Annotated in this window: 2 protein-coding genes; both read right to left on the bottom strand. The window is 69.3% G+C overall.

The features are described from left to right. Positions 1-42: 42 nt before the first annotated feature. A complete protein-coding gene (ruvX, locus tag ATE62_RS22605) occupies positions 43-501 on the bottom strand; it encodes a Holliday junction resolvase RuvX (RefSeq protein ID WP_058810681.1) in 459 nt (152 codons plus the stop codon). Between the two features lie 98 nt (positions 502-599). Beyond that, positions 600-1919, bottom strand: coding sequence for a DUF3089 domain-containing protein (locus ATE62_RS22600; RefSeq protein WP_058810682.1), 1320 nt, complete (start codon positions 1917-1919; stop codon positions 600-602). Between the last annotated feature and the right edge of the window lie 90 nt (positions 1920-2009).

Genomic DNA, 2009 nt, shown 5'->3' with positions numbered 1-2009 from the left:
CCACCATGCTTCGCATGGTCCCCCTCCCCGTGCCGGGGAGGATCAGCGTGTCATCGCGTCAATCGCGCCCTGCAGGATGAAGGCCGCGGCGGCGCTGTCGACGCGTTCGGCGCGCTTGGCGCGGCTCACGTCGGCGGCGATCATCGCGCGCTCGACCGCGGCGGTCGACCAGCGTTCGTCCCACAGCAGCAAGGGCAGGGCGAGCGGGGCGAGGTTGCGCGCAAAGGCGCGAGTGCTTTGCGTGCGCGGGCTGTCGCTGCCGTCCATGTTGAGCGGCAGGCCGACGACGAGGCCGGCGATCGACTGCGCGGCGACGAAGGCCTGGATCGCGGCGAGGTCGGCGCTGAATTTCTTGCGGACGATCGTCTTGTCGGGGGTCGCGAAGGACCAGCCGGCGTCGCAGACCGCGACGCCGATCGTCTTGGTGCCGACGTCGAGGCCCATCAGGCGGCCGCCGCTGGGGAGCGCGGCGGCGAAATCGGGGGCGGCGGTGGTGATCATGGCACGCCCTCTCTACCCGTTCGTGTCGAGCGAAGTCGAGATACGCTTGGGACGCGCGACGCTTCGGCGTGTCTCGACTTCGCTCGACACAAGCGGAATTAGGATTTGGCCTTTTCGGTCGGGGCCGCTTCGGCCTTCGGCGTCGCGGTAGAAGCCGGCACCGGCAGCGGTGCGGCCGCCGCAGGCACCGGCGAGGGCTTGCCCTCGTAGGTCGCCAGCCGCCGCAGCACGTCGGCGCGAACGTTCGCCCAGAAAAGGGTGATGTCGAAGACATGGTAGTTGTTGCCGGGCAGGACGTAGCTCGGCGCATAATCCTTCGCCACGTCGGCCTTGCCGATCATCAGCAGCCCGCGCGTGTCGTCGCATTTGGCGCCGATCTTGCCCGCGATCAGCGACCCACCCTTGAAGCCGTCGACGGGCTTCAGCGTGCCGAGGTTGTCGCTGCGCTTCGCCGCGGTGTCGGGAATACCGGTGATCGGGTTGGTGCACAGCATCCGCGTGTCGCGGCGCGGGCGGCCGTCGAAACCGACGGTGCCGTCATAGGCGTCGAGCACCATCTGCGGGTCGGCGGGCTCGGCAAAGCTTGCCCAGCTCAGCACGCAGCCCTTCTGCTCGGGGGTCTCGCACGCGGGCAGGCCGAGCCCGGCGATATCCGTGTCGCGGCTGACCGGCCAGCCGATGACATAGGCCGCGACGATGCGCTTCGCGAGCGGGGTGCCCGCGATGCGGTTCTTGAGCAGGGTAGTAAGGTGGAGCGCGCCCTGGCTATGGCCCGCGAGAATGATCGGCTTGTCCTTCGGGATGGCCTCGAGGAAGGCGTCGAAGGCCTGTTCGACGTCGCGATAGGCGGCGTCGATCGCCTTGCCCGCGGTGACGCGGTCCTCGGCGAGGAAGGCGCCGAGCGTCGCCTGGCGATAGCGCGGCGCCCACACCTCGCCCGCGTCGCCGAACGCGCTCGCCATGCCCTGCATGAACAGGGTCGCGCGGTGGTTGGCGTCGCGGTCGTCGAGCGGGGCGTTCCAGCTCGAGCGGCTGTAATAGCTGGTCGGGTGGACGAAGAAGATCGCGGCGTCGCCCTTGGGTGCGGGCTCGGCTTCCTCGGCGGCGGCCGCCTTGGTCGCGGCGTTGGCGGGCGAGATCAGCTTGTCGGTCGCGGCCTTGGCGCTGTCGGGCGCAAGCGTTTCGCCGCCGGCCTCGGGCGGGCGCCAGTCCGACGGGTCGTTCTCCAGCCCCGGGCGCGCGAACCACATCTTGGGATCGTCATAGGCGTTGGGCGCCGCCGCCGTCTGTTCGACGAATTCGGTGCTGGGCACCAGCGCGGTGCGCGCAAACCAGCCGGGCGCCAGCTGATAGGCGAGGCCGATGCCGAAGATCAGGAAGATGACGAAGGCGATGAGGTAGAGGAATTTGCGGGCCAATGCGGGCTCCATGCGGGCGGGAGAGGGGCGGTGCGCTATCTGACTTGCGCGCGCGGCTTAAACAAGCCCAGATGTGGGACATGACCGATG

It is taken from the genome of Sphingopyxis sp. HIX (assembly GCF_001468285.1).
GTDB lineage: Bacteria > Pseudomonadota > Alphaproteobacteria > Sphingomonadales > Sphingomonadaceae > Sphingopyxis.
The sequence above is the reverse complement of the archived record's forward strand: the minus strand, read 5'-3'. Positions and strand labels throughout refer to the sequence as shown.

Bases quoted from the DNA above. Each gene is read 5' to 3' on its own strand.
- ruvX (WP_058810681.1), bottom strand. From the start codon at position 501: ATGATCACCACCGCCGCCCCCGATTTCGCCGCCGCGCTCCCCAGCGGC.